The 19512-nt window shown below is 57.4% G+C and carries 13 protein-coding genes and 5 pseudogenes; 11 read left to right on the top strand and 7 right to left on the bottom strand.

Annotated elements, in window-relative coordinates:
* Positions 1–157 precede the first annotated feature (157 nt).
* From CQ14_RS48445 to CQ14_RS33040, 6 genes and pseudogenes are all read right to left on the bottom strand, one after another.
* A pseudogene (locus CQ14_RS48445) lies at positions 158–797 on the bottom strand (hypothetical protein).
* 109 nt (positions 798–906) lie between these two features.
* Positions 907–1539 (bottom strand): annotated as a pseudogene (locus CQ14_RS48440) (beta-L-arabinofuranosidase domain-containing protein); the annotation flags it as partial.
* 243 nt (positions 1540–1782) lie between these two features.
* Positions 1783–1950 carry a hypothetical protein gene (locus CQ14_RS44965; protein WP_199805675.1) on the bottom strand — a complete coding sequence of 56 codons (168 nt, stop codon included), beginning with the start codon at positions 1948–1950 and terminating at the stop codon, positions 1783–1785.
* Between the two features lie 331 nt (positions 1951–2281).
* Positions 2282–4378, bottom strand: a complete 2097-nt coding sequence (locus tag CQ14_RS33045; RefSeq protein WP_057861961.1) for a prolyl oligopeptidase family serine peptidase — start codon at positions 4376–4378, stop codon at positions 2282–2284.
* A gap of 287 nt (positions 4379–4665) precedes the next feature.
* The gene (locus tag CQ14_RS48590; protein ID WP_488230451.1) at positions 4666–4902 is read right to left on the bottom strand and encodes a sunset domain-containing protein; all 237 of its coding nucleotides are present in this window, start codon (positions 4900–4902) and stop codon (positions 4666–4668) included.
* 483 nt (positions 4903–5385) lie between these two features.
* Positions 5386–6627, bottom strand: a complete 1242-nt coding sequence (locus CQ14_RS33040) for a cytochrome P450 (RefSeq protein WP_057861960.1) — start codon at positions 6625–6627, stop codon at positions 5386–5388.
* 1305 nt (positions 6628–7932) lie between these two features.
* Between CQ14_RS33040 and cysD the strand changes: the two genes are divergently transcribed.
* The 11 genes and pseudogenes from cysD (at position 7933) to CQ14_RS32995 (ending at position 18031) form a co-directional block, all read left to right on the top strand.
* Positions 7933–8961: a sulfate adenylyltransferase subunit CysD gene (gene cysD, locus CQ14_RS33035; RefSeq protein WP_347337176.1), complete on the top strand. Its 1029-nt coding sequence runs from the start codon at positions 7933–7935 to the stop codon at positions 8959–8961.
* The gene (gene cysN, locus CQ14_RS33030) at positions 8961–10847 is read left to right on the top strand and encodes a sulfate adenylyltransferase subunit CysN (RefSeq protein ID WP_057861958.1); all 1887 of its coding nucleotides are present in this window, start codon (positions 8961–8963) and stop codon (positions 10845–10847) included. Before cysD ends, cysN begins: the two co-directional genes overlap by 1 nt.
* 229 nt (positions 10848–11076) lie before the next feature.
* On the top strand, positions 11077–11661 hold the full coding sequence (locus CQ14_RS47190) for a transposase (protein WP_347337174.1): 585 nt from the start codon (positions 11077–11079) through the stop codon (positions 11659–11661).
* Positions 11662–12371: 710 nt separating this feature from the next.
* A complete protein-coding gene (locus CQ14_RS44960; protein WP_199805674.1) occupies positions 12372–12734 on the top strand; it encodes a hypothetical protein in 363 nt (120 codons plus the stop codon).
* A 36-nt stretch (positions 12735–12770) separates the two neighbouring features.
* Complete coding sequence (locus CQ14_RS33020) at positions 12771–13160, top strand: phage terminase large subunit family protein (RefSeq protein WP_057861956.1); 390 nt, start codon at positions 12771–12773, stop codon at positions 13158–13160.
* Positions 13123–13236 carry a phage terminase large subunit family protein gene (locus CQ14_RS47730; protein ID WP_283807303.1) on the top strand — a complete coding sequence of 38 codons (114 nt, stop codon included), beginning with the start codon at positions 13123–13125 and terminating at the stop codon, positions 13234–13236. Before CQ14_RS33020 ends, CQ14_RS47730 begins: the two co-directional genes overlap by 38 nt.
* 926 nt (positions 13237–14162) lie before the next feature.
* Positions 14163–14438, top strand: a complete 276-nt coding sequence (locus tag CQ14_RS42865) for an H-NS histone family protein (RefSeq protein ID WP_347337173.1) — start codon at positions 14163–14165, stop codon at positions 14436–14438.
* Between the two features lie 173 nt (positions 14439–14611).
* Entirely contained in the window at positions 14612–14995 is a 384-nt protein-coding gene (locus CQ14_RS48435; RefSeq protein ID WP_430650237.1) for an avidin/streptavidin family protein, read from the top strand.
* Positions 14996–16577: 1582 nt separating this feature from the next.
* Positions 16578–16936: pseudogene (locus CQ14_RS42860) on the top strand (DDE-type integrase/transposase/recombinase); the annotation flags it as partial.
* A pseudogene (locus CQ14_RS42855) lies at positions 16932–17270 on the top strand (IS256 family transposase); the annotation flags it as partial. The pseudogenes CQ14_RS42860 and CQ14_RS42855, both read left to right, overlap by 5 nt.
* 290 nt (positions 17271–17560) lie before the next feature.
* Entirely contained in the window at positions 17561–18031 is a 471-nt protein-coding gene (locus CQ14_RS32995) for a hypothetical protein (RefSeq protein WP_057861951.1), read from the top strand.
* Between the two features lie 1079 nt (positions 18032–19110).
* On the opposite strand, the pseudogene CQ14_RS42850 reads toward CQ14_RS32995, so the two are convergent.
* Positions 19111–19477: pseudogene (locus tag CQ14_RS42850) on the bottom strand (GNAT family protein); the annotation flags it as partial.
* Positions 19478–19512 lie beyond the last annotated feature (35 nt).

Below are 19512 nucleotides of genomic sequence, written 5' to 3'. Positions count from 1 at the left end.
AGTATCGGACAGCCAGCGTAGATAATCCGAACACGGCTGGCGCACTGCAAGATGGTCCGCCCGTCAAGAAAGCAAGGGTGAGCTCCGCTGCGGGGACGATACGGCATCATCACGGCCAAACTTGATCGCAGCTTGACGCGCCACTCAGGCGTTCGCGTCAAAGCTCATTGATACAAATCTGCATTTCGCCTTCGCCGCGGTTAGCCCAGCTGAACCACGGAATGAATGTCAGCCGCTGCGGTTGTAGCTGTCCTGCCAATTTGTCCTAATGATAAAGCGCGCTTTCTTCAGAATGCGTGTGTTGCAACCGGGCCCCAGGAAGCCACACGTTGTGTAACTCGGTCCCGTTGTCGGCCTCTTCGAGACAATAAATCAAAGGGCCACGCTGGATAGCCACCTTGCACGCTAAATTGCGAAGTTGCGGATGGCCGTATATGCGGCGTACTTCCCTCGGCAGCGATAGTTTGACCCGATCTCCCTGCCGCCACGTGCGGTGAATATGCAAATAGCCCTTGCGCGACTCGCAATTGACAGGTTCGCCGTTCAGGGTCGTCTCCGGCGCTGCACCATTCCGGCAGGCGCAGGGCGAGCGTGTGGACGATTGGCTGTGCAGATTCCACACCGATTTCCACCTCGTCTCTCCAAGGATAGTTGCCGCTCATGAGCAACTGCAGCGTATGCCCGCCGACCGATACCGCCACTCTGTTGCCAATATAGAGATTGATATAGAGCGCGTCGGAGCATGGCGCATGTAATGACCAATTGATGTGAAAATGCGTGCGATGTTCGGCGGACATCAGGCGCAGCTAAACCAGCGTTGCCGCACCGCCGTGACATGACTGTAGATGCCATCTGACCGCAGCGGTTTGGGATGAACATCGAGCGGGTTAATATAGAAATCGGGTTAACATGGAAATAGTGACGCTCATCGAAAGCGATGCTGCCCAGGACCGTATTGTATAAGGCGCGCTCCATCACGTCGGCATAGCGACTGTCCACTTCCATCGCCAGCATACGGCTCGCGAACATCATCAGGCCAATCGACCCGCAACTTTCCGCGTACGCTGTATCGATCGGCATGCTGAACGCTTCGCCGAAGCTTTGCGAGCCGATACCGCCGGTGACATAGATCTGGCGCTGCACCATGTTATACCGCAGGCAAGCCTGGCGTTGCTGCTGGTTCTGGCGCAGACGCGCCAAATGAGCGACCGCAGTCATGAGGTATACAAACCGTACCGCATGACCGGTTGCGGTCCGCTGTTCCGAACTGGCAGGTGCGCCTGGCTATAGGCTTTATTTCTTACCAAACAGGGCCTGCCAGATTGTCTGACGTGGCAAGATGCCGGCGTTTCTCGTATTCTATGTCATCGAAGTGCGGCTCTGTGCCGCGTTGCTCCACGAATAATTGGCTGGCGTCAGATATCGCGGCTCCTGCGTCACTTCGTAGAGGCGCGTCAGTGCAAGTTCAATTTCTGGATGGCCATCATAGCCGTGTAACTGACCGCGGTCTGGGCCGAAAACTGTGTCGAGGTGGTCAGCAACCTTGCAAACGAATCCAGCAGGCGTCGTTTGCCAGTAGCCAGAAAGAAAGCGATACCCGCTTCATCAAGTGCCCGGCACAATAAAGCTCATGGCATTCGGCTCGGTTGCTCCAGCGGTCCTGAGGCGCCTTCGCATGAAATAGGTGTTGAGATAGCCATCGCCGCATTGGGCGGCCGCAATCAATTCAATCAGCTCATCGGCGGCTTTCTCCAGGTCCGGATTGGGTATCTGGCACAGCGACTAAGCAACCGCTTCTAGCCATTTTGCCACATCACTGTCCTGAAAAACCGGGCCGTAGAACTTTCCCTTCGCACGTCCGGCGGCAATACGGAAGTTCTCTACCGCGTGGATCGGTGTCCTTTCGGGATGGCGGTCGTTCAGCGCGTCACATTGATAGGGAATCGCCACTTCCCTCACTAAGTGCTGGCATTTCCCAATCAGCGGATCCGAGACTTGTAGGTGTGAAGATTGACTTCGGCGACATCGCGCTGATTCATCTTGTTTCTCCTTTGTGGGGCGAACGGGCGCCTAGCTCAGCCAAGCCAGCTCGCCATGACCGTTGTTGAGGTTGCGGCCTCGAAATTGGCGGCTGCGCAACCAAATGGAAAGGCTGCCCCCTATGCCGCTGGACGGCGTAGGCCTCAGAAAGGGCTGGTCAAGCTGAGCTTCTTTCCAATCGCCTACCGCTGAAATGTTATGCAACAATCGCGCCGGAGGTTGTCGGATAACAAACGCCGGCCTAAGCCTCGCCGTCAAGCCAGCCGATCTTGCACTTCAGGAATCGAAAGCCCAGCACCTCGAAGCCGGCGCGCTCCCTGTTGTCCCGGCCGTAACCATGGCCGCCAGCCGCCGGCTCGTAGAAATAGGCCTCGTAGCCCATCGCCTGGAGTTTCGCGGCCATTTTTCGCGCGTGTCCGGGATGAACACGATCGTCCCGCCGCGTAGTGGCAATCAGGATCGGCGGGTATTTTTGGCCGCGCTTGGCGGCATGATACGCGGAATAGGTCTTGAGCCACTCCCAGTCGTCGAGCTTGTCAGGGTCCCCATATTCTGCAATCCAGCTTGCTCCTGCCAGAAGCTTGGTGTAGCGGCGCATGTCGATCAGCGGGATCGTGCAGAACAGCGCGCCGAAGCGTTCCGGATAGCGCGTCAGCATATTGGTGATGAGGATGCCGCCGTTCGATCCTCCCTGGGCTGCGATCCGCTTCGGCACCGTCACCCCACGACGCACGAGATCGGCGGCAACGGCAGCGAAGTCGTCGTGCGACAATTTCTTACCACCGAGCCGGCCGGCATCGTGCCAGCGCGTACCGAACTCGCCGCCGCCGCGTAAATTCGCCTGCACCGTGGTGCCGCCGCGCTCGAGCCAAAGCTTGCCAAGCGCTGAATTGTAGTACGGCCTCACGGAGATCCCAAAGCCGCCGTAGCCGCTCATATAGACGGGCGCATCGCCCGTCTCGTCGGCCGGACCGGTCTGTACATAGGGGATGCGCTCTCCATCAATCGAAATGGCTTCGTGTTGGGTGACCACCAGCCCATCCGCGGTAAAGGTCTTGGGCGCCTGCTTGAGCACGATCGGACTGCCGACGTTATTCTCGATCAGCATAAGCGAAGCTGGCGTGAGCGGATCCTGGCTCCCGGCGAGCAGGTCGCCATTGTCTTCGGATGGATCGCAATCAAGGGGCCGGAGGTCGACGACCCCGCTGTTGGGAAGGTCGCGCAGCTGCGCGCGGCTCCAGCCCTTGTCGGATGGCGTGCAGATCTCGAAGAACGGCCGCAGCTCGTTGAGAATGGAAAGCACAAGCTTGCCGGCACTCCAAAAGAAACCCTGCAGAGCGCGGCGGGGGCCTGGTTCGAAAAGAACCTCGAACTGACGGTTGCCTTCAAGGAATGCCGCCAACGAGATGACGAGCACCGTATCGGCGACATAGGTCCGCCCCGCCACAGACCAGGACTCGCGCGGCTTGATGGCAAGCCAATCGCGATGGGGGAGCATCCAGATGTTGCTTGGCAGATTGATTTTGGTCTTGGGACCGGATTCGTCACCGAGCCAGATGGCAAAATTGAAGGCGTCCACCCCATCGACGAACCACATTCTCGGCGGCGCAACGGTGTGGTCGACATTGCAACCGACTCCGACATGATCGGCTGCGATTTTAAAGATCGCTGGCGCTTGATCCGCCTTCGTACCGCGCCGCCACAGCCTCACCGTGCGCGCATAGCCGGAGGTCGTCGCCATGCGCTGCCCATGCGAGCTCGACAGCACCAGCGTATCGGGATCGAGCCATTCGACCGCTCCCTTGGCTTCCGGCAAGACGAAGCCATCACTGACAAACGCCTTCGCGTCTGTATCGAACTCACGCAAGGTGACGGCATCGCTGCCGCCGCGCGACAGACTCAAAATCGTCCGTCTATGATCCCCGGCCAGTGAGGCCGTCCCGTTCAGAAGCCAGTCTTGGCCTTCGCTGTTAGCGAGCTGATCGATGTCGAGCAGAACTTCCCACGACGGCTTCGGCGTACGAAATTCTTCCAGAGTAGTTCGTCGCCAAAGGCCGCGTGGATTATTGGCATCCTTCCAGAGATTGTAGAGATAGTCGCCGCACCGGCTGACATAGGGGATATTGTCCGGTCGGTCATAAATCGAGGTCAGCGCATCGCGATCCCGCTCGAATGCGGCGCCGCCTAACACCTGCAGAGTATTGCTATTCTGCCGCTCGACAAATTTCAGCGCCCGCGCGCCTTCGATCTGTTCCAACCACAGATAGGGATCATCGTCAGGAGCGGAAAGCGTGGGCTTTCCAACCCGCGACTTTGTCGTCGCTCTTACTTTGACCAAACTTCACTCCATCCCTGGCAATGANCGCGCAATCCTGAAAAGGCATTGCATTAAAGCTTTTAATATGTTGCATCCAANCCTCCCTGATTCGGTCGCCGCACGGGGTCCTTGATCCTGTTGCCATGTGTCCGCCAGTTCCATCAATTGCTGAATTTGGTAGTTGATTGGGCGCGCTCTGACGCATCTGGCCAATCCTCCACACATCCAACTGAAGCCGCTGGTGGCAACTTTCATCTTCCATGCGAGCTTGGCGTTCCTTGCCGAGCAAGACGGCATCGCCGAGCGGCCTAAGCGACACCGTAGACGATAACACTGCTGCAAAGCGCCGCTGCGGACCGTTTCAGACGCCAAATGCTGTCAGCTTCGGGCCGCGCATCTGCCTCCGAGCAAAACCATCGTTCGCCTGAGAGCCAGATAATCCGAGTTTGAGTGTAATACTCCTGCCCCGATGAGTGATAGATGCGCTCGCCCGTGCTCTTGCTGATATTGCCCTTTATCGGACACCCGACGAGGATGGGCCCCACACTCCGTCGCGGCGATAATGCTGCCAAAGATTGCCAATCCGATTGCAGTGGGGACGATAGCTCGGGACTTTGGACGTCGGCGCGCGTCTTGCCCCGGCCGAGATGCGTTCTATCGAAGTCCTATCGAGGTCGCCCGGCACGCATGGGCACACGTGTGCTTGGCTATCGTACAATCGTTCAAAAACCGTGCAGCATTGGCGATCGGAGAAGGCGTGGCTTGTCAAAGTTGTTCGTAGGTCGCCGGTTAGAAACCGAAGCTAACATCCAGGAAGCAATTCGGCCTTCCCCACGCGACAACAGAACCTATCGTCTCTCGGTCGCGGAGATGCAAACGATCGATCTACGAGCATTGCTTTTTCAATGAAAATGAGTTCTGCATAGCGGCGCGAGGACCAAGCTCTCATTTTCGACGAAAGCTATCCGCTCATTCAGGTCGGGCGCAAACCTCATCTTCATGGCCTGACGGCCCAAGCGCATCACAGCCTAAGCTTTAATCCGCACAGGAAGAGCGGAATAACCGTGCACAAAGTTAGATGCAATTCGATCGGGTTCGCCGACAACCTCGACTTCGAGCCGCGCGTTCAAGACTTCTTCCCAGAGGATTTTCAGCTGCAGTTCGGCAAGATGTCGACCAAGGCAGCGATGGATGCCGAATCCGAACGAGAGATGCTGCCGGACGTTCTTGCGGTCGATCAGAAATCTGTCGGCGTTCTCTATGGCCTCTTCGTCGCGGTTACCAGAGATGTACCACATGACGACCTTGTCGCCCTTCCTGATTTGTTTCCCACCTACGACCATATCGGTCGCGGCGTTGCGGCGCATATGTGCGATGGGAGTCTGATACCGAATAATTTCGGACACCGCGCTCGATACCAGCTCGGGATTATCGCGTAGTTTTCGCAGCTCGGAGGGGTGCTGGTTCATGAACAGGAGGCCCCCGGTAATCGAATTACGCGTGGTGTCATTTCCCCCGACGATCAGCAGAATCAGATTCCCGAGAAACTCGCTCGGCTCCATGTGTCGAGTTGCAGGCGAGTGCACCATCATGGAAATCAGGTCCATGCGCGGCTCGGCATTGATGCGCTCGTTCCAAAGCTGCGTGAAATACTCCAGGCACTCGGACAAGATCGTGCTTCGCTTATCCCAGCTGTCGATCGCGTGGCCCGTTTTCGGGATTGCAACAGCTACGTCTGACCAATAGGTCAAGAGCCGCCGATCCTCGAATGGAAAGTCGAATAGCGTGGCCAGCATCTGCGTTGTCAACTCGATGGAGACCATGTCGACCCAATTGAAGTCATGATTGCGCGGCAGGCTGCCCAGAATCGTCTTGACCCGTCGGCGGATCAAGCTTTCGAGCTTAATCAGGTTTTCCGGCGCGACGATCGGGCTTACAGTATGGCGCTGCTCGCCATGTTTGGGAGGAGCCATCTTGATGAAACTCTGAGTCCAGTGCTTTTCAGGCACGTCGACAATAGCGACACCCTGCTCCGACGAGAACGCTTTGTGATTTGTATCTACCGCTACGATATCTCGGTATTTCGTTACGGACCAATATGGACCATAAGGGCTGGCTTGACAGTAGTGAACGGGATCTTCCATTCGCAACCGCTCGAAGTAGCCCCATATGCTATCATCCTGAAAGCGCTTGGCTTCGCTTACATCCAGATTGCTCAGCGAGATCTGACACACATCCTCGGCTCTCAAGTCCGCCAATCGCGCTTTCATGACCAGATTGTTGTCTCTTGAGATATACGGATCTGGTCGCGATTCATGGTTCGAGCTGCCGTGACATTTTGGGTTGCGCGGGTCGGTGCGAACAGAGTATCTCAAAGTGCAGGCAGCCTCCCCTACCACATCCAATAGTAAGGATCGCATTGACTTTACAAATCGATCTGCTCCAGTGGATGGATGAGAGCTGGCACTGCTATCCAGACATCGCGCAATGGCGGTATATCGCCGCTGCGTTGTCAACGAGACGGAATATGACCGCAGCTTCCAACTTCTTTGAAATGACCAAACTCGGCGTCTTTGGCTCCTCACAGGAGGTCGCACGATCGTGCAGTGACAACCACCAAAAGCCTCGTCGTCCTCGACGCTTGCGGTTGCGCCGCTCCGTCGACAAACACCAACTTGTTCTTCCAACACAGCAACAAGCCTGCGACCATCTATAATCCTGACTAGCCAGTTGAATTTAGGCGCGGCAGGACGCCTCCGCGGACGATCGGCACGACGGCTGCAACGCTCGATCACCTGCTCCATCGCCTCCATATGGTCCGGACCGTTCGCGACGGCTATCGCCTGCGCGACCAAACAAGAAAACTCCACCGCCGCGATCGGGAGAGAACAGAATGTCGCGTTTGGGGGGGCCAAATGCTGTTCCGCGTCGCCAGATTCCGGAACCATCTCCGCAGGCCCTTCTAGCGCTAGGCAACCGAGCGCAGCATCTCATCCGGCTGGAAAGAAACAAGGCAGCGCCGCCACGTTTGCGCTCGAACATCTCAGTCCGCAGAGGAGAACACGCCCTTAGAGAACTCAGGCATATCAGGATGGCTATCAAGCTTTGTCGTCGCTCTAAGAGGTGGTTCTCATTTGTAAGCCGAGCACCAACCAAGGCGTATGGGGCCAGCTTGTTCGATGCTCTACGCAAGCAGCATCGCGGGCGCGGGGCGACAAGTGTCGCTCACGTCGCGTAGGCATTTACTACCAATAAACCTCCGTATGGTTTTACCAACCTTTTTATGCCGGCCCGTTTATCTTCGTACAGTTGAGCCAATCCTCGACTTGGCCCTAGCTTTGCGAGCAAGCGAAAGCGGCCGATCCCGGGAGCTCGAGAACTCGAGCACACCGTCATTATTGGTCTTGTTGAGGAGGGAATGCCCTCGGCTGGATCGGTCTATGGTGCCAGCTCCCAGTCGTAACACCAAAGCGGGGATGGACGGAGACGCGGTGCAAGAATTGAAACGGTCCGGATGGTCGCTCGAGTTCCGTTTGATTGAAAGCGAGGCCGATGCCTACCCCTGACTAGCACCGATATGCAGCAAAGCGGCTTCCGGTCGTGCGGTCCTGCTTGCTGCTGCGGCAGGATTATCGGACCCCAAGCGGAAGCGCTGCGCCAAACGGCATCTAACGAACAACGATTCTGTATCAAAGAAGAACCATATGCTGCCGAAACATTTGCGTCGCCTCGAGGCTGAGTCGATCGAAATCATGCGTGAGGTAATCGCCGGGTTCAAGAATCCGGTTATGCTCTACTCGATCGGTAAAGACTCGAGTGTCATGCTGCACGTCGCAATCAAGGCGTTCTATCCCGCGAAGTTGCCGTTTCCCCTCCTTCACGTCGATACGACCTGGAAATTCCGCGAGATGATCACTTTCCGGGATGAGACGGCCAAGCGGCTAGGCGTCGAACTCATCGTCCATGTGAACAAAGAGGGCCTTGAGCGCGGGATTAACCCGATCGATTCCGGCTCAGCTCTTCATACTCGGGTGATGAAAACCGATGCCCTGAAGCAGGCGCTCGATCTCTATCAGTTCGATGCTGCGTTTGGTGGAGCGCGACGTGACGAGGAAAAGAGCCGCGCGAAAGAACGGATCTTCTCCTTCCGTTCAGCCGGGCACGTGTGGGATCCCCGCAACCAGCGGCCGGAGCTCTGGAACCTCTTCAACACCCAACTTCTCCAGGGCGAAACCATGCGTGTATTCGCAATGTCGAACTGGACCGAGCTCGACATCTGGGAATATATCATGCTCGAGAAGATCCCGGTCGTCCCGCTCTACTTCGCAAAGCAAAGACCCGTGGTGCGGCGAAGAGGCGCAACGATCATGGTCGATGACAAACGATTGCGTCTTCAATCCAACGAGACGCCGGAGATGCGCATGATCCGCTTTCGCACGCTGGGATGCTATCCGCTGAGCGGGGCCATCGATTCCGACGCGACCACAATTGAGGACATTGTCGCGGAAATGCACACTGCGACCGTATCTGAGCGCCAGGGGCGCTTGATCGATACCGATGAAGCCGCTTCGATGGAGAAGAAGAAGTGGGAAGGTTACTTTTAATGCCTTCCAAGGCAACAATCGACCGTGTCCAGGCCGGCAAGGACCAGCTGCAATTCATCACCTGTGGTTCGGTAGACGACGGAAAGTCGACGCTGATCGGACGGCTGTTGCATGATAGCAAAGTGATTTACGAGGATCAGCTCGCGGCGCTGGCACGCGACAGCGCTAAGCACGGCACCACCGGCAATGATGTTGATTTTGCTCTGCTAGTTGACGGGCTTGAAGCTGAACGGGAACAAGGCATCACGATCGATGTGGCCTATCGCTTTTTTACCATCCTGCGCCGATCGTTCATGGTGGCAGACACGCCCGGCCACGAGCAGTACACCCGCAACATGGCAACTGGCGCCTCGAACGCCCAGCTCGCCATCATCCTGATCGATGCCCGCAAGGGCGTGTTGGTCCAGACCAAGCGTCACTCCTTTATCTGCTCGCTGCTAGGTATCCGCCATGTGGTGCTGGCAGTGAACAAGATCGACCTGGTCAAGTACAACAAGGAGAGATTTGATCGGATCGTAGGCGAATATATGGCCTTTGCTGCCGGTCTTGGCTTCACCTCGGTCGTTCCGATCCCGATCTCCGCCCGGTACGGCGACAACGTCATCAACCAGTCCGATAAAACCAAGTGGTACCAAGGGCCGTGCCTGCTCGACTATTTGGAGAGCATCGATATTCAATCCGACGTCGCGAGCCAGGTTTTCCGCTTTCCGGTTCAGTGGGTGAATCGGCCCAATCTGGACTTCCGCGGTTATGCCGGCTCAGTCGCCTCCGGAAGCATCTCGGCGGGAGATGAGATTGTTGTCGCAGCGTCTGGACGGACCACGCGCGTCAAGCGAATCGTGACCCAAGACGGCAATCTTGCCCGCGCCGACGCTGGCGATGCCGTGACCATTACCCTCGAAGACGAGATCGACATCAGCCGTGGCGATCTTCTGGCGCGTCCAAACGAGCGGCCTGAGGTCACCGACCAGTTCGCGGCCCATCTGATCTGGATGGACAACGATCCGCTCGTTGCTGGACGCAATTACATCCTTCGCATTGGAACTCGGACCGGAGTCGCCGGTAGCATTACCGCGATCAAGCATCGCATCGACGTCGACACACGTGAGCACCTGGCAGCCAGAAAGCTTGGCCTCAACGAGATCGGCTTCTGCAATGTCGCGACAGCACTGCCCGTGGCCTTCGATCCGTACGAGGTCAATCGCAAGACCGGATCGTTCATTGTCATTGACCGCTTTACCAATCGCACCGTTGGCGCCGGCATGATTGCGTTCCCGCTGCGGCGGGCTACCAATATTGTTCGGCAACCTCTTTCAGTGGGAAAGAGCGAGCGGGCCGCCCTGAAGAATCAAAAGCCTTGCATCATCTGGTTCACCGGCCTGTCCGGTGCCGGCAAGTCGACAATCGCCAACATCGTCGATCAAAAGCTGTTTGCAATGTCGTGTCACACCATGCTGCTGGATGGCGACAACGTGCGGCACGGGTTGAACCGAGACCTCGGTATCTCCGAGGCCGATCGTGTCGAGAATATTCGACGTGTCGGCGAAGTCGCAAAGTTGATGGCCGACGGTGGCCTGATCGTGATTTGCTCGTTCATTTCGCCCTACAGAGCGGAGCGAGACATGGTGCGCAACCTGGTTGCTAGGGAGGAGTTCATCGAAATCTTTGTCGACACGCCGCTTGAAGAATGCGTGCGGCGCGATCCCAAGGGTCTCTATTCGAAGGCGAAGTCTGGCAAGATCAGGAACTTCACGGGTATCGATGCACCCTACGAAATACCGATGAGACCCGAATTTCATCTCAGGACCATGGATCAGACGCCCGAGCAACTTGCGGAGGCCGTCATAGATGTCCTGAGGGCGCGCGCAATCGTTCACGGTCACTAGTATTGCCGAATTTTATGCCTTTGTCGGAACTCTCGACCCGACGAGATCTAGCTACTTGCGCTGTACTACGGCGAGGGCCGCCTTGCTCAGAGGGTCTGCTGGCTGCAACTCCTATTGCAAGCACTAGGAGTAGTCCTATGACAAAGGTAAGCGCAAAGAGATCCCATCTGGCGGAGCGGATGAGCGATCGGCTATCGGCTGCGGAGTGTGTGAGCCGATGTGAGCTTCTATGTCTGCGCCTAGTTCTGAAACTAGAACCTTCCATATGATCGAAGCGATCGCAGAGCGTCTTGAGGGAGCCCCGCGACAACTTCGCCGACGCTGGTCGGATGAGTTCAAGGCACAAGTCGTGGCAGAGGCGCTGGAGCCCGGCGGGAGTGTATCGGGGATCGCCCATCGGATCGGCATTCACCCATCGCAGCTCGTCGCCTGCGTCGCCATGCTGGGGCCGAACGAACTTACCTGTCGCGGCCTTCGAGTCGCGAAGCCGCCGTGGCGTGCATCAGTCTGTCGCCGTCGAGCAGCGCGTTTGCACGACTGTACAATGAAATCGTGCGATGGCTCCGCCGAAAACCGAAACGATCGCAATCAAGACTCGGGCCTCTCAGCAACCCTCGCCCGAATTGATGGTGAACTCGCAGAGGCTTTGGCCACGACACGGCAGATCGTAGAAGCCGATCGACCCAGCTCGATTAGGGCTGAGGATATAAATCGGTTTGTGCTTGCAGCGCTGAACAATGGTCGTCTGCACGTGCAAGCGACCGAGATCGCAAAAGCACTGAGGGGTTCAGCGTCAGCATCCGCACAACGTTAGCCTCGTGCACAGCGACCCGGCGCCTCCATTGTTCGCGGTGCGCGACACGCTTTCCCTCGGCCGTCAGGCGCGTCGATCTCCTTTCATTTCGCAGAAGCGCGTGACCAGACCGGCGACTATCCTCAACCGCCGTTCATTCGGGCAAGACCCTCTATAACCCCGCCCCCGGGCACGTGGGGGTCTCCGCTCCCGTCTAGCCCCCGGCCAGTAACAGCAAGGGGCTGACGTAACCGAGCGTGAAAGCAGAGGGGCCTCTGATGAAGCGGTCTTCAGTTTGTTGTCTTGAAGCAGCTCTCTTATGGTCTTGTCCGCCATATGCATTTGGCGAAGGCCGCCGCGCCTGAGCAGTCTGGCGCGTTTAAGACACCCTTCGGCGCTCTTGCCCGGGAGCGCTCGATCTCGAACAACGCATCAATCCGACGCACGACCTTGATCGGGGATCCGGGACAGAGGGCTTCTTGCCGGGCGAGCATAGCCGGGATAGCGCATATCCGATCCCGAAGATCCGGTGAGCACCGACCGCGCTCATGCGACATCTTTGAGCGGACTGACGCAATTTGTTCAACCTGGCCAGAGAAGATCTGGCGAACTGATCACATCTGCCCTTGCCGCGCGGCTCCTCTTGGTGAGCCCCGAGCGCATCCGGCAACTGTCAAAGGAGGGCTGGATTGAGAAGCACGGGCGCGACCAGTTTTTTTCTGGTCGATGTCGTGCAGGACTACATCCGCTTTCGGAATGACAGCGACCGGCGCGCGCAAAAGACGGCGGCCGATAGCCGAGTCCGCGACGCCAGGGCACGCAAGATCGAGTTGCGCAACGCGGTGCGCGAAAGTCGCTTGATCGAGGTCGACGAGGCGAGCGACCGTCGAGGCCATGATCGGATTGTTTCGCGCGGAGACCGCCGGCCTGCCGGCGCGCGTCACGCGCGACTTACAGTTCCGCAATACAATCGAGATCGCTCTAATTTGCCATCATTGAACGGGTGGCAGATATTGTCGCCGAAAGGAGAGGCGCTGTGGCAGAGGCTCGCGCTGTTAGCGAGGCCATCGCGGCAGATGCCGCCCGACGTATGAGCAGCGGAGAACAGGATATATTCGCAAACGGCGGGCGTGCCGGGACCGCGTGATCCAAAGCTTGCGCCCTATGTCATCGAGCCCGAGCGCGTTGTAGCCAGCGGCTCCTCGCGCCGTGTCATCCTCATGTTGCGCGTGCAGACCGGCAAGACCGACGCGGCGCTCGATTGCGCCGGCCAGCTGCTCGACCAGCGCCCGGGCCCTATCCTGTATGGCGGACCGAAAAAGCAGTTCCTGACCGAGCAGTTTGAGCCACGCGTGATGTCGCTGCTCGGCGAGGCGCCGACGCTGACCGCGAAAGTCGCGCGTGGCAAGCGGATGACGAAAACGCGAAAGCCAGTGGCCGGCGTGCCGGCTCGTCTCGACGCATGCCGGATCATCCGCCGCGCTGAAATCCGATCCCGCCGCGCTCGCCTTCATCGATGAATACGACGAGATGAAAGGCGATGCGAACGAGCAAGGCGGCCCGTTCGGATTGGTCGAACGACGCGGCGATACCTAAGGGGCCAACCGGCTTGGAGTTTGATCCTGCGCGGCAAGTGCTGAGCGCGTCACCGCGAGAATTGCGGGAGCTGGCCGGCTTTCCAGACCGAAGCCCTATGATAGCTAAGGTCGGAGCCGAGCTGCACGCGGAGCTCGGCATAATTGATCCAGAGAAGCAAATTGATGTCCTAGTAGGCATCTAGCCGTCGCTCGTTTGGGGCGGGTAAGCAAATCTATCGCACTATATAGCAGCCAGATCTCTGCATTGACCGAACTCGCAGCCGCACCCAGCGATGAATCCGCATTTTCTGAATCGTCCGCANATGGGGTCAAAGCCAAACATCCAGATTTTTATGAGAAGAATACGTTTGAAGAGTGGATACGCCCTCCTCTGACGGCCGGCTTGATCGAGCGATCTGGAGATCGGATTCGAATAACCGATCTTGGTTGCTAATTCTTGACTTATCTGCAGGCCACTAATCTCTCAGCGGACAAGGCTTGGTGATTTGTGATCATTCCGTCTCCCTCGTCGTGGGGGGCAGGCAAGGTAAAGACGCCTTCCGAGCTTAATGGTTGAGCTCCGCCATTGGTCAGTTCGTTAAACGGACTATACGGGTATAAACGCCACGATACTATCGTTGCGTGTGAGCAGGTTTTAGAAGTGAGGCAGAACGTCCGGACGAAGAGACAACGGCTGAAATTGCAGCAGTGCGCGCCCGATCTAGGCGAACAGTTTGCCGAGCTATTTTTGCTGCAAGAGCAGGTCAGACGGGCGGAAACTCTAGATCCGGAAAGCTCCTAGCGGAATTCGAAGCTCACCGGGAGCAGACGGCGACCAAAGCTCGCCGAGTGATACATTAGAATCGTCGCCGAGCTTGGACGTGATGGAGGAACGTCGTGAAACGAGCCGAACTGGAACGGATGACTGTTGACTAGCTCTGGACGTTGCACGTTGAGGTCCCTCAACTCTTGCAGCAAAAGATCCAGCAGGAAAAACTGCGTATAGACGAGCGCCTGAGGCAGTTGGCGTCACCGAGTCGGTCATATCCGCCGGTAAAATACCAGAATCCCGATCAGCCATCAGAGACCTGGACAGGTCGAGGCAAGCAACCGCGGTGGTTGGTCGCGCAGTTGAAGCTCGGAAAGCGTATCGACGACTCCAGAGCTCAGCCGCAGAGCAAGGGACGAGTCGGTGACCGCCCGGCGCAATCCAGCAGATAGCGAGCCTGATCAGCTGTGCCGTACCCAAGGCGATCCTGTTCTGTCGGAGGTGGGCGGACTCAAATGTGTATCTCTCCCATTGTGTTGTACTGGTCACGTGTTCTTCATGAAACGGATCTATAACTAAACAAGGCCAGTTGCATTTGCAGGAGAACACCTTGACCCGCTTGTTTGTGCTGCTCCTCTTCGCCCTTGTATCTCTACCGGCTCACGCGCAGTTAGCAGTCCCCTCTACGTGGGTGAATCAAAGGGGCTCCATTCTTTCGATACAGGCGATCGACGCATCAACAGGCAATTTCACGGGAACCTATGTGAACAACGCGGCTGGATTTTCTTGCCGGGGACAGCCTTACGCTATGGCGGGCAACGTCGCGGCGAACAAAATAGATTTCTACGTCAATTGGACGTCACCCACAGCTCCCAACTGCAGAACAATCACGATCTGGAATGGCCGTGTGGCTGGTGACAAAATTCCAACGCGATGGAAGCTGTACTACGTGGGATCGGACTGGAACTTTCACAAAATGACCGGCCAGGACCTCTTTACGAGGAGGTAGACTAAACCTGGTTCGAGCCAGTATAACTTATGCCTTAGTTCATCGACTGGCAGAGATCATCGGAAGCTAAAGATCGGCAGTCGCGTCAATCGAATCTCAGTTGACCACGTTGAAGCGAGCTTTCGTCGACAGATCTGACATGGAAATCGCCCGGAATATACGAAGATTTATCCAGCGCCAGAGCCCCTGGTCGCTCATAATTCGAAGTGATGGCTTGCTGAGATCGAGAAAAGAGCAGCTCACGGGATTATCGCGTGGGGGCCAGACAGTCTTGCGCGCAATTTGATTGATGGCGGACGACTCATCTACATGCTCGATTGTGGCGTGATCCGCGATCTCAAATTTTGCAACGTACACCTTCGAGAACAACTCGCAGGGCAATGCTTCGGCGGGACGTTAGAATTTTTTGGATGCAAAACGTGCAGAGACATTCATGAGGTCTCATGAATTTTCGGGGACTGGAAGCCGACGAGACGTTAGACCTTTGCATGGCGAAGGTGCTGAGTGGGCACAGGAAATCTGGCGCGATCTGCAAGCCTAAGACGCTCAGCGCACCATACAGAATAGCAAACTTCTCCGGCAAACGATTTGAACCGGAGGCGGTGGCAAAGGAAGAGGCTTCTCGTGCTCGCCAGGCAAGTCGCGAAACCAATCGGTAGAGCGCGAGGAGACGGCGCCATGTCAGTCGCCTCTCCCTAGTGATCTCCTCTCTCCGAAGGCTTCTTTTTGGGCGTGCATCAGCACTGCTCATGCAATAAGGCAGTCCATGGAAGGTCCGCCCGACGGACCGGCCGGCAAAACGGTCATGCGCTCGCGGATAGAAATAGCCCGTCGGTCGCGCTGATGCTGCGGCGTTGAGGCAACGTCACCGGCGGTAGTATGGCGGCAATCATGGTGATAACCGTCATAAATATACGATCAAAGCGTGCTAAGCGATTCGATCCAACCCATTGCTGCTGCTCGGAGTGGAGCGCAATGTTTTTTGTTTGGTGATTCATCGAGATGGATGTTCGCACATGGCCTACGACACTGCTACGGTTCACATGCTCCGCAACGTCCTTGATGAAGTGCTTGCTAGCTCCACGTTCATCGGGCAGAAGCAGCGCTCTGCGCTGGAGATCGCGGAGACTCACAGGGAGAGCGGGAGGCTGCAACGATCAAACAGCACTTGCTGCAGCAGTTTTTGGCGAGCGATAGCTATAGCGTAAAAGCTGAGAAGGCCGCCTCGATGGCAAGCACGGCCCCGCGTTTGTCTTCGGGGATAAGCCATTGGGGATTCTAGTGACCCCCATGATCAGCGGCGCAATGTCGTGCGCATCGACTGCTTTGCCTGCGATTGACCTGAAGCCCTTGCCAGGTTGTCTCCTCGTAACGAGGCTCTATAGCTTGCATGAGAGTGTTCAAGGTGGCGAAAGACCTGCTTGATAGTTGAGGTCCGGTGAAGCTTTCGATTACCCACGTTTAGCCGAGTGCGTCGGCAAGGCGGCAGCCCCAGATCTACATATAGCGGACGCTCGCCGAGATTCGTTAAGTCGCCACCGTCACGTTACGGAATGGAGCGGCCGAGGGATAGATGACCGGCATGCCGACCGCCCGGGCCCTCTTTATCGCCGCGAACGCTCGCACCGGAAGTGAGCAGCTATGCCGTTTGGTTGTATTTCCGGATTCACTTAGCTTGCGCATGCTGGCGGGGCGTGGCGTTGCGGGAACCGAAATTCGGCAGCCGTTCTCCGATCGGATCCGCCAGCGCGCCCCCGCTCGCCGCGACAAACGGCATTTGGACGAAGTCGTTATCGCGATCGGGCGAACAACATTGGCTCTGACGCGCTGTCGACCAGAATGGCTTCGTTCTCGAGGTCTTGATCCTGCGCCCAAAGAAACTCGCGCGCTGCGCAGCGGCTGATGAAGCTATTGAGATCCGCTGGCACGCCGCCGGGCGTACAAGGCTGAGAAATTGATCCGCAATCTCGCGCATCGACTGGACCTGCAATGGCCCGGCGTAGCGGCGAGCTTCCTCGAAGGCCTCGATGAAATCCTGACTGTCGTCCGAAGGAGCTTCGTCGATTGCTCGCCTGTACCAAGACCGCCGAGAACATGATGGGCACCATTCGCGTCACATGCAAGTCAAACGGTCGCGGCCGGCATGATCGAGGCCAACAAGGGCTTCCGACGATCGAAGGCGCATAAGCAATTGTTGGTTCTGCGTGCGGCTCTCCAAGCTCACCACAATCGCATGACGATCAACCCCGTTGCCCACGTTACGAGTGCGGCGTAAGTTCATTCTGGCAACGTCGGCCCGACCTAGCTAGTTCAACAGCGATTGGGACATCCATCACTTCGGGGCGGCGCCCTCGCTCGGGCACGTGCAAACGTGGTTAACACATGCTTAACGAGATCGAATAGCGAGCCCTACCAGATAAGGTAGGTGACCGGTACGACATGGAGACGTAGCAGTTCGCCGAAACTGGCCGTGAGATCGATATCGACTAGTCAATTTGCTTGGGGCTCCGGCGCTTCCCGGCCTGCGGGCGCGATACGCTCTGATGACTTTTGAAGGAACTGCAAATGAACCGAACCATCGCAATTCTGCTCGTGCTCGTCGCGCGGCCGGTGTACGGCGAGGAGGCCAAGCTACCGCAAGACACTTCCGAACTGCATCGCATCTGCGCGGAGTGGTTGCCGAACTCTAACGATGCGCCACGTGTGTGCTTTGTTGCACTTAATATGGAGCGCGCGGCGCGCAAACCGGCCGTTCGTACTGACGACGACGAGACGCTAAAGGCACGCGTCGCGCTGTCCTACATCGATTGCGATGGAGATTTTACCGTACGGAATGGTCGCTTGGGCCTCTATATCGACGGACGCTTCGTCTCCGACAACATCTCGGGAACGTACTTGGGGGCTGTTCGCGTGTGGGGGGGAGAGGAAATGCGCTACACGCTGGTGTTTGATGACGATCTATCACACGCGACGCTTGGGGCCGCAAGCGGCGGCACGAGCCGCGCCAAGTGCGCCCCGCGGCTAGCGTCGCCATAGCGGCGCGTTTGAATCACGATTAGCCCGGGCTGAGAATCGCGCGGGTGAGTGCGGCATCAACGATCCTGACTCCTACGCGTAGTGCGCGAAAAGGGCCCGCGCTCGCGTCTTGCATCTACAACAGCGACTTCGTCAAGCGCAATTTCGCACAGCAGCTTCCCGGGATTCTCACGCTCGGCGAGCCGCGATGGCAGCAAGCAGTCAGCCAGCGGTTCGGCCACAGATTTGCCAGCGCACTCCGAACGCGAACAAGCGGCGACAAAGAATGTCACGCGCGACGCAAGCGCTCCCTGATTGTCGCTGATTGGATCGACGGCGTGCCAAGTGCCTATATTGAGTCAAGGTTCACGGTTAACCCGGTCGCCTCCGTCGGCCATGGTGACATCCGCGGCATGCAGTCCCGGATCGCCGGGCGGAACGTCAAAAGATCAACTCTGCGGATATTTCTGGGTTAACGAAAGAATGCGGGGAGACAAAAATCGCGCTCCGCGGGCACGGAGCGGACGTGACGTCGAACCCACCCTCTGTGCGTTCCAGACGATCGTCATCACCATTCCAGGAGATCGTGATCGCTATTTCCAGCGGATCGTGATCGGAGGCAGCGAGCCGGACACTCCGACAGTCTGCGACCCAAGGTAGCTTGGTCTTTTGCCCGACAGCAGAGGATCGGGATGGCGACAGAGACTGTCCATGCGGCGCCTGGAGGCAGCAGACGCTAGCCGACGGATATCGGTGGTCTTCAAGGTATATGCGCGAGCAAGTTGCGGGCCTTCAACTGCATCCAGAGTCGTTGGCGAACATCACATTGTTCCTTGAGGGGCAGGTATGACATGTTGAAGGTCGTGGTACCCTCTGAGCTCGCTGATCGTAGGTGAGCAGCGCACCACTCCGTACGTAGCAATCCTTTCCGGGAGATATCGAATGCCCGCGACCACAGGCGAAGACGAGAAACGCGAACGGCGGATGTTGGATCGTTTGAAACACAGCCATCATCTGCGGTAAGATACGCAATCCGCCAAGTGTGAGATAGGGCGCCAGGCTTCCCTTCGGGACCAGGACGGTGCGTTACGGCCGAGTGGTCCGAAACCGAACGGAACGGCCAGTTCCCGCGGTGCTGAGCACATGACGCGAACTGAATGGCCAATTCCAAGTCGCTCAATATCTGGACGCCCCCTACAGTTCAGCGACCAGTAAATCAGTCTTTCCAACTTCAATAATGCGGCGCAGCGCGCCGATATGAGCCGCGACACTGCGATCGTCGTAGGCGATTGCACGAAGCTAAGGCCTCGCACCGGACCAACCGCGACCGCCTTCAAATGGCTTCGCATTGAATGCTCCGGTCGGCCCGTAAATGTTTCGGAAGAAGTCGGAGAGTTCGGTATGGTCGGCAAACGTCAACGGACTCTCCCAACGCAGCCTCCACTGCACTCGCGAGAATGCTTGCAGTGCCTGTGCGTTCCGCGCTCTTAATTCGGAAACCG

The organism is Bradyrhizobium lablabi, from assembly GCF_001440475.1.
In the GTDB taxonomy this organism is placed as follows: Bacteria; Pseudomonadota; Alphaproteobacteria; order Rhizobiales; family Xanthobacteraceae; genus Bradyrhizobium; species Bradyrhizobium lablabi.
This window is presented reverse-complemented; position numbering and strand designations above follow the sequence as displayed.